Consider the following 10,046-nt stretch of genomic DNA (forward strand, 5'->3'; position numbering starts at 1 on the left):
CGGATGCTCCTAGGCTCCAAGCTCGCGGTCGATCAGGTCGAACATCTCGTCGTCGGTGACGGAGTCGAGGGCCGTGCCGTCGAGGACGCCCTCGTCGGGTCCGTCGCCCGTGGGTGCGGTGCCGGTGGTCCAGCGCCAGAGGACCGACTCCAGCCGTTTGACGACCCGGGCGCGGGCGGCGTGGTCGTCGATGCCGGGTTCCACGGCGGCGAGGGCGGTGTCGAGGCGTTCGATCTCGGCGAGGACGCGGTCGGTGTCGTCGGGGGCCGCCGGGTCGCCGTCGGCGAGGCGCAGGCGCTCGTCCAGGTGGGCGGCGAGGGCGGTCGGGGCGGGGTAGGTGAAGACCAGGGTCGGCGGGAAGGTGAGCCCGGTCTCCGCGCCCAGGCGGTTGCGGAGCTGCACGGCCATCATCGAGTCGAAGCCGATGTCCTTGAACTGCCGTTCGGCGTCGACGGCTTCGGCCGAGTCGTGGCCGAGGACGGCGGCCGCCTGTCGGCGTACCAGGTCGGTGAGGTGCCGGAGGCGTTCGTCGGCGCCGAGGCCCGCGAGCTTGCGGACGAGGGCGTCTCCGGCGGCCGGGTCGGTGCCCTCCGTCGCACCGGCGGCGCCTCGGCGACGGGTCGGGGACGCGGGGGCGAGGTCGCGCAGCTCGGGCGGGAGGGTGCCGGTGGCGGCGCGGCGGCGCAGGTCGGTCGGGTCGAGGCGGGTGGCGACGAGCGGGGGCAGGCTCCGGTCCAGGACGGTGGCCAGGGCAGCTCCGGCTCCTTCGGACAGGTCGGAGCGAGCATCCCAGGGCGCTCCCGTGGCGAGTGCGACCGGCAGTTCGGCTGCTCGGCGTTCGTGGGCAAGGGCGGTGAGGCGGGCATCGGGCCGGGCGGCAAGCACGGCGAAGGCCGTGAGTGAGCTGTCGGCCTGGGTCAGTTCGTGCAGATGGCTGGTGACCATTGGGTCTCCCGCCGTGTCCACGACCGCCGTGAGCGGCCGGTCCCCGACGAGCGTGGCGAGCCAACTCCTGTCGGAGAGGTCGCCCGTGACCTGTTCCAGGGTCGCTCCGCTCGTGCGGAGGAGTTCACCGAGGACGGTGGTCAGCTCGGTGAGGGGGTCGGTGGCGGGGGCGGCCAACAGGAGCGAGCGGACGGCGCGTTCGGTCACCAGGTGGTGGACCAGGGCGGTGGCCGCGGCGCCGTCGCCGGAGGCGGTGAGCAGGACGGTGCCGCCGGACAGGGACGCGTACGCCCCGCTGTCCGGCACGCGCTGGGCGCGCGGCACGAGGAGCGAGCCGTCGCGCAGGGCGAGGGTCGGCTCTCCGGTGGCGTGCGCGGCGTGCAGGGCGCTGGGAACGTCCGGCTCCGGATCGGCGTCCAGGTCGAGATGGACCACGCGGCCGGGGTGTTCGGCCTGGATGAGGCGCACTTGGTGCTGTACGGCGATCCCCGCCGGGTCGGTGCCGCAGTCGCGGGTGACGACGGCCAGCCGCACATCGCTCACCCGTTCTTCGGCGAGCCAGCGGTCGAGCAGAGCCGCCGCCCAGGAGGTCCCCGAGGTGCCGCACGGCACCAGCACCCACTCCGGGGCCGGTACCCCCGCCTCCATGGTCGCGAGCAGGCCGTCGAGGTCGGAGTGTCCGACGACGGCGTGGCCGCCCTCCTGGAGGGTGACGGTGAGGTCGAGCAGGTCGTCCCCGAGGACCGCCCAGGTGGCGAACGCGTCCGCGTCCTCGGCCGGTTGGTCCGCCTTCAGCGGTGTCCACTCGGTGTGCAGCAGGGCGTCGGCGGGCGCCGCGGCCGTGAGCTGTCCCGCGTCGACCGTGCGCTGCACCAGCGCGGCGACCTCGGCGACGGCCCGGCCCGCCGGGTCCGCGAGCAGGATCCGGGTGCCGTCGGAGCCGTCGGATCCGTCGGGGGTGAGACGGACGCGCAGTTCGGTGGCGCCGGTGGCGTACAGCCGTACGTCGGACCAGGCGAAGGGCTGGCGCAGTTCCGTGGTGCCGGGTCCGGTCGGCAGGGACAGGGCGCTCGCGTGCAGGGCGGCGTCGAGCAGGGCGGGGTGGAGGCCGTAGCGCTGGGCCTCGGCGCGCAGGGTGTCGGGCAGGGCGACCTCGGCGTAGATGTCCTCGCCGAGGCGCCATGCGGCGCGCAGTCCGTGGAAGGCGGGGCCGTAGCCGTAACCGGCCGCCTCCGCGCCGGCGTAGAAGCCGGAGACGTCGATGGGTTCGGCGCCGAGTGGGGGCCAGCTGGTGAGGGCGTCATCCGGCTCGGTGCCGGTCTCCGCCGCGAGGACGCCCTCCGCGTGGCAGGTCCAGGGCTCGTCGTCGCCGTCGTGCTCGGGGCGGGAGTGGATCGCGACGGTGCGGGTGCCGTCGGTGGCCGGGGCGCCGACGGCGACCTGGAGGAGCACGCCGCCCCGGTCGGGCAGGACCAGCGGGCTGCCCAGCACCAGTTCGCGCAGCCGTCCGCAGCCCGCCTCGTCACCGGCGCGGATCGCCAGTTCGGTCAGGGCCGAGCCGGGGAGCAGGGCGGTGCCGAGCAGCCGGTGCTGGCCGAGCCAGGGGTGGCCGTGGGGGGTGAGGCGCCCGGTGAGCAGCAGGCCCTCGTCGTCGGCGGGGCGGACCACGGCGCCGAGCAGGGGGTGGCCGGTGTCGGTGAGGCCGAGGCCCGCCGGGTCGCCCGCGGCGCCGGAGGGGGCGGTGAGCCAGTAGCGGCGGCGCTGGAAGGGGTAGGTGGGCAGGTCGACGGGGTGGGGGGTGCGGCCCGCGTGGAGGGCGGTCCAGTCGATGTCGACTCCGGCGGTCCACAGGGTGGCGGCGGAGGTCGCGAACCGGTCGGGGCCGCCTTCGTCACGGCGGAGGGTGCCGGTGATGACGGTGGCATCGGCGGCGGTGTCCTCCAGTGCGGCCACGAGCACGGGGTGCGCGCTGACCTCGATGAAGGTGGTGTGGCCGAGTGCTACGGCGGTCTCGACGGCGGCGCGGAAGGAGACCGGTTCGCGCTGGTTGCGGTACCAGTAGGCGGCGTCCAGGGCGGCGGTGTCGTGGGGTTCGCCGGTGACGGTGGACAGGAAGACGGCGCGGCCGGGGCGGGGATTGATGGTGCCGATGGCGGTGAGCAGGGCCTCTTCGACCTCGTCCATCTGGGGGGAGTGGGAGGCGTAGGCGTGGGCGATGCGGCGGTGCCAGACGCCGTCCGCCGCCAGTTCGGCGACCAGGGCGTCCAGGGCCTCGTGGCTGCCGGCGACGATGGTGGACGTGGGACTGTTGACGGCTCCGATGGAGAGCGTGCCGTGCCGGCCCGCCAGCCGCTCGGCCAGCCGTTCGGCGCTCTCGGCCACGGAGACCAGACTCCCGCGGCCGAGGAACGTCGCCCCGAGCGCGGCGCGGGCGGTGATGATCCGGGCGGCCTCCTCCAGGTTCAGCGCCCCGGCCACCACAGCTGCGGCCAACTCCCCCTGGGAATGGCCGACAACGGCGGACGGGGTGACACCGAGCGCCTCCCAGACGGCGGCCAGGGAGATCATCACCGCCCACAGCACGGGCTGGATGATCTCGACGTGCTCGGTCCAGTCCGTCCAACGGGACTCCGTCTCGGGCCCGTTGAGCAGCTCGGTGAGCCGCCATTCCACGAAGGGCGCCAGAGCCGCCTCGCACTCGGCGATCCGGGCCGCGAACACCGGGCTGGCGAGGAGGAGTTCGCGTCCCATGCCGAGCCACTGCGAGCCCTGCCCCGGGAACACGAACGTGACGCCGGCGGCCGGTTTGGCCCGCCCGGTGACGACCAGCCCGGCGGGGGCGTCCGTGCCCTCCGCCAGGGAGCGTGCCGTGCCCACGGGGTCGGGGCCGAGGAGGACCGCACGGTGTTCCAGGGCGGCGCGTCGGGTCAGCAGGGCGAAGGAGACATCGGCCGGGTCGGTGCCGGGGAGTCGGCCGGTCTCGGACAGCTGGTCGGTCCCGGACAGGCGGGCGGTCCCGGACAGCCGGTCGGCGAGGCGGGCGGCCTGGGCGCGCAGCGCGTCCGCGTCACGGGCGGAGAGCGTCCACGGCGGGGTTCCGCCGCGCCAGACCGGCTCACCGGCGATGGGTGCGGGCTCCGATGGGACGTCCTCCGGAGCCTCCAGGATGACGTGCGCATTGGTGCCGCTGATCCCGAACGAGGAGACACCCGCACGACGGGCCCGTCCCGTCTCCGGCCAGGGGGTCGCCTCGGTGAGCAGGGCGACATCGCCGCTGTCCCAGTCGACGTGCGCGGTCGGCGTGTCCACGTGCAGGGTCTTCGGCAGTACGCCCTGCCGCATCGCCAGCACCATCTTGATCACTCCGGTGACCCCCGCGGCGGCCTGGGTGTGACCGAGGTTGGACTTCACCGAGCCCAGCCACAGCGGCCGTCCCGCCGATCGCCCCTGTCCGTACGTGGCCAGCAGCGCCTGCGCCTCGATGGGGTCGCCGAGGGTGGTGCCGGTGCCGTGCGCCTCGACGGCGTCCACGTCGGCGGAGGCCAGCCCGGCCGCGGTGAGCGCGGCACGGATGACGCGCTGCTGGGAGGGCCCGTTGGGGGCGGTCAGCCCGTTGGAGGCGCCGTCCTGGTTGATCGCGGTGCCCTTGACGACGGCGAGAACGCGATGGCCGTTGCGGCGGGCGTCGGAGAGCCGCTCCAGGAGCAGCATGCCGACGCCCTCGGCGGGGGCGAACCCGTTCGCGTCGGAGGAGAAGGCACGGCACCGGCCGTCGGCGGAGAGCCCGCGCTGGCGGCTGAACTCCAGGAAGATGGACGGCGAGGGCAGCACGGTGACCCCGCCGGCGAGCGCGAGCGTGCACTCGCCGCTCCGCAGCGCCTGAGCCGCCAGATGCAGCGTGACCAGCGACGACGAACAGGCCGTATCGACGGTGATGGCCTGGCCTTCGAGGCCGAGCGCGTAGGCGACCCGGCCGGAGGCCACGCTCGCGGAGTTGCCGATGCCGAGGAAGCCCTCCAGATCTTCCTGGCCGGGGCCGTAGGCGTGGGCGTAGTCGAAGGCGACGAGGCCGACGAAGACGCCGGTCCTGCTGCCGCGGAGCCGCTGCGGATCGATCCCGGCCCGCTCGATGGTCTCCCAGCTCGTCTCCAGCAGGAGCCGCTGCTGCGGGTCCATGGCCAGCGCCTCGCGCGGCGAGATCCCGAAGAAGGCGGCGTCGAAGGTGTCCGCGCCGGTCATGAAGCCGCCCTCACGCCCGTAGGTGCTGCCGGGCCGCTCGGGATCGGGGTCGTAGTAGTCCTCGATGTCCCAGCCGCGGTCGTCCGGGCAGGGAGTGATGGCGTCCCGGCCGTCGGCGAGCAACTCCCACAGCGCCTCAGGGGATTCGACCCCGCCGGGCAGCCGGCAGCTCATGCCGATGATGACGACCGGATCGTCGTCGGCGACCTGCTCCCCCGCCGGTACGGCGTCAGCGTTCCCCTCCGTCGCGTCCGGGACGAGCAGCGTGAGGAGATGACGGCCGAGCGCGCCGGTGCTGGGGTAGTCGAAGACGAGCGTCGTCGGCAACCGCAGCCCGGTGTGGGCGATGAGCCGGTTGCGCAGGTCGACGGCGGTCAGCGAGTCGAAGCCGAGCTCCTTGAAGGGCCGTTCGGGATCGACGCGTTGGGCGGAGGCATGGCCGAGCGCTCCGGCCACATGACCGCGTACGACCTCCACCACGGCCCGCTCCCGGTCACGTGCGGGCAGCGCCGCGAGCCGGGCCGCGAGGTCCTCGGCACCGGCCGGACGGTCGCCGCCGGAGACCTTGGGCACCTCGGCGAGGTCGGCCAGGAGCGGGCTGGGCCGGTTGCCGGTGAAGGCGGCGGCGAAGCGCGCCCACTCCACATCCACCACCGCGACCGCCCCGGCGGGGTCGGTGCCCCCGAGCACGGCCCGGCGCAGAGCGGCCACCGCACGCCCCGGATCCAACGGCACCAGCCCCGCCCGCCGGACCCCGCTCTCCACGATCCGCTCCCCCGCCATGCCCGCCCCGGCCCACGGCCCCCAGGCCACGGACGTGGCGGGCAGTCCCGCGGCCCGCCGACGCGCGGCCAGCGCGTCGAGCGAGGCGTTCGCGGCGGCGTACGCGGCCTGGCCGAGCGTCCCGACCGTCCCGGAGACGGACGAGAACAGGACGAAAGCCGCGAGGTCGTGGTCGGCGGTCAGTTCGTGTAGATGGTGCGCGGCGGCGGTCTTCGGCCGCAGCACACGACGCAGCGACTCCTCGGTGAGCGAGGCCGCCACCCCGTCCTCGACGATTCCGGCGGTGTGCACCACGGCGGTGAGCGGCAGCTCCTCCGGTACAGCGGCCAGCACCTCGGCCAGCCGGTCCCGGTCGGCGGCGTCGCACGCCGTCACCGTGACCCGGGCACCGGTGGCACGCAGTTCACCGGCCAGCGCGTCGGCACCGGGCGCCTCGGGCCCCCGGCGGCTGAGCAGCAGCAGATGCTCGGCACCCGCGTCGGCGAGGGAACGGGCGACATGAGCGCCGAGCGCTCCCGTGCCGCCCGTGATGAGCACGGTGCCACGCGGCGGCCACGCACCCTCCACCCGCACGCTCCCGGGTGCCCGGACGAATCGCCGGGCCACCAACCCGGCGGCCCTGACGGCGACTTGATCCTCACCGCCGGCTCCGAGCAGTGCGCTGGCCAGCAGCCGCCCGGTGCGCTCGTCCAGGCTCGCGGGCAGATCGACGAGACCGCCCCACAGATCGGGCAGTTCCAGTCCTACGACCCTGCCGAGGCCCCAGATGGCGGCGCCCCCCGCGTCGGGTGCCGCGTCGGAGGGCGTCGCGGTGACGGCGCCCCGGGTGGCACACCACAGGGGGGCGTCGGTTCCGGCGGCGGTGAGCGCCCGTAGCAGGGCGAGGGTGGCGGTGACGGCGGGGGCGAGCCCGTCGGCATCGGGAGTGGTGGCTGCCGGGTCGCAGGCCAGGAGGGAGAGCACGCCGGTGAAGGCGGCGGTGGCGTACCCGGGCTCGGCCAGCCGCTCTTCGAGGCCCTCTCCGGAGAGCGGCATCGAAAGGGTGACCGGCTCGATCCCGGCCGCGGTGAGTGCGGCCAGAACGGCGGTGGCTGCACTGTCGGCGTCCTCAGGCACTGCTACCAGCCAACGGCCGGTCGCTGTCGCCTCCGTGGGCGGCAGCGGCCTCCAGGTGACCGAGTAACGGAGTTCGTCCACGACGCGCTGTTCGCGACGGCGCCGACGCCAGGCCGCCAGTGCGGGGAGCGCGTCGCGGAGAGCGCCGTCGTGATCGGTGTCCAACGCCTTCGCGAGGGCGGTGGCGTCCTCACGCTCCACGGCTTCCCAGAAGCGGGTCTCTTCGGCATCGGTGGGGTGGGCAGCGGGGGTGCGGGGGCCGTCGAGCCAGTAGCGGTCGCGTTGGAAGGGGTAGGTGGGGAGGTCTACGCGGCGCGGGTTGCGGCCTTCGTAGAGGGCACGCCAGTTGACGTCGACTCCGCTGGCCCACAGGCGGGAGATGGCGGTGGTGAAGGTCTCGACTTCGTTGTGGTCGCGGCGAGTTGCGGGAAGGAACAGGCCCTCGGCGGACTCTGCCGCCATCGCGGTCAGCGTGGCGTCCGGGCCCAGCTCCAGGAACTTCGTCACCCCGGCCTCGGCCAGCGCGGCGACACCGTCGGCGAAACGCACGGCCTCACGCACATGCCGGACCCAGTAAGCGGGGGTGCGGATCTCCTTGCCCGCCACTCGTCCGGACAGGTTCGATACGACGGGGATCCGGGGTTCGGCGTAGGTGATGGTCGCGGCGACCTGCTCGAAGTCGGCGAGCATCGGTTCCATCAGCGAGGAGTGGAAGGCGTGCGAGACCGACAGCCGCCGCGTCTTCACACCCGTCAACCGCTGCCGTACGGCCTCGATGTCGGCCTCACGACCCGAGACCACCACCGACGAGGGCCCGTTCACCGCCGCCAGATCCACTGAACCGAGAAGGTCTCCGATCTCATCCGGCCCCGACTGCACGGCGAGCATGGCTCCGCCCTCGGGCAGTGCCTGCATCAGCCCACCACGGGCGGCAACCAGTCGGCAGGCGTCCTCCAACGAGAACACCCCCGCGACGTAGGCGGCGACCAGCTCACCGATGGAATGACCCATCACGAAGTCCGGCCGGACCCCCCACGACTCCACGAGCCGATAGAGCGCCACTTCCACCGCGAACAGCCCGGCCTGCGTGAAGACCGTCTGATCCAGCAAGTCGGAGCCGCCCGCCAGCACCTCCGCCAACGGCTCGGGCAACAACCCCTCAAAGGCGGCGCACACCTCGCCCAACACCTGTGCGAACAGCGGGAATTCAGCGGCGAGCTCCGCACCCATACGTACGCGCTGCGCGCCCTGCCCCGTGAACAGCACCGCGAGACGGCCCTCCACCAGACCACCCGGGGAAGCCACCCCGGCGAGCCCCGCCGTCAGGTCCTCGCGCCCCGGACCCCAGACCACGGCCCGATGACCCAGCCCGGCCCGACTGGTCGCCAACGACCAGCCCACGTCCACCGGTTCAAGCGCACCGGCAACCGGCGACAACTGCTCGGCCTGTGCCCGGAGCGCCTCCGCCGAGCCGGCGGACAGCACCCACGGGAGCACTCCGCTCCCCGGCGCGGAACGCTCCTGAGTCTCTTCTTCCGGCACCTCCTCCAGGATCACGTGAGAGTTCGTCCCGCTGATCCCGAAGGCTGACACCGCGCTCCGCCGCGGCTGGTCGTGCCGTTCCCAAGGCAGCGCTTGCGTGAGTACCTCGACCGCACCGGAGGCCCAATCGACGTGCGGAGTGGGTGCGTCGACATGCAAGGTGCGCGGCAGGACGCCGGCCCGCATGGCCATCACCATCTTGATGACACCCGCGACTCCGGCCGCGTACTGCGTGTGCCCGATGTTCGACTTCACCGACCCCAGCCGCAGCGGCCGTTCCGCCGACCGGCCCTGTCCGTAGGTCTCCAGCAGCGCGTGGGCCTCGATCGGGTCGCCCAGTGCCGTCCCGGTGCCGTGCGCCTCGACGGCGTCCACCTCGGTGGCGTTGAGCCCGGCATTGGTCAGCGCGGCGCGGATCACGCGCTGCTGGGACGGGCCGTTGGGTGCCGTGAGGCCGTTGGACGCGCCGTCCTGGTTGACGGCCGAACCCCGCACCACCGCCAGGACCTGGTGGCCGTTGCGGCGGGCGTCCGACAGCCGTTCCAGCAGCAGTACGCCGACGCCCTCGCCCCATCCCGTACCGTCGGCCGCCGCCGCGAACGCCTTGCAGCGGCCGTCCGCGGCGAGCCCCCGCTGGCGGCTGAACTCGATGAAGCCGAACGGGGTGGACATGACCGCGGAGCCGCCCGCGAGGGCCATCTCGCACTCGCCGTTGCGCAGTGCCTGGACGGCCATGTGCAGGGCGACCAGCGAGGACGAGCAGGCCGTGTCGACGGTGACGGCCGGGCCCTCGAAGCCGAAGGTGTAGGCGACGCGGCCGGACATGACGCTGGAGGTGCTGCCGGTCAGGGCATAGCCCTCGGCGCCCTCGGGCAGGGGGGCACCGGTGGTGCCGTAGCCGGAGTGGCCGCCGCCGACGAAGGTGCCGACCGGCCTGCCCCGCAGGTCGGCGGGGTCGATCCCGGCGCGTTCGAGCAGTTCCCAGGATGCCTCCAGCAGGAGCCGCTGCTGCGGGTCCATCGCCAGTGCCTCGCGGGGGGAGATGCCGAAGAGGTCGGCGTCGAAGTCGGTGGCGTCGTAGAGGAAGCCGCCTTCGCGGACGTAGGAGGTGCCGGGGCGGTCGGGGTCGGGGTCGTAGAGCGCGTCCAGGTCCCAGCCGCGGTCCGCGGGGAACGCGGACACGGCGTCCGTGCCGGTCTCCACCAGGTGCCACAGGTCCTCGGGCGAGCGGACGCCGCCGGGGTAACGGCAGGCCATGGCGACGATCGCGATGGGCTCGCGGGCCGCCGCGCGGAGCTGCCGGTTCTGCTTGCGCAGCCGTTCCGCCTCGGTCAGCGAGGCGCGCAGGGCGGCAACGACCTTGTCGTGCTGGTCGTTTCCGGTCGAGGTGGTCATGTCGCCTCCGTCTTCTCGGGTCTGTC

1 protein-coding gene is annotated in these 10,046 nt (G+C 73.9%); it reads right to left on the reverse strand.

The genetic code is table 11. The annotated features are described in order from the left end of the window. Window positions 1-9: 9 nt before the first annotated feature. Window positions 10-10,020, reverse strand: a complete 10,011-nt coding sequence (locus STRCI_RS05420) for a type I polyketide synthase (protein ID WP_269657687.1) — start codon at window positions 10,018-10,020, stop codon at window positions 10-12. Between the last annotated feature and the right edge of the window lie 26 nt (window positions 10,021-10,046).

Source organism: Streptomyces cinnabarinus, from assembly GCF_027270315.1.
GTDB lineage: Bacteria > Actinomycetota > Actinomycetes > Streptomycetales > Streptomycetaceae > Streptomyces > Streptomyces cinnabarinus.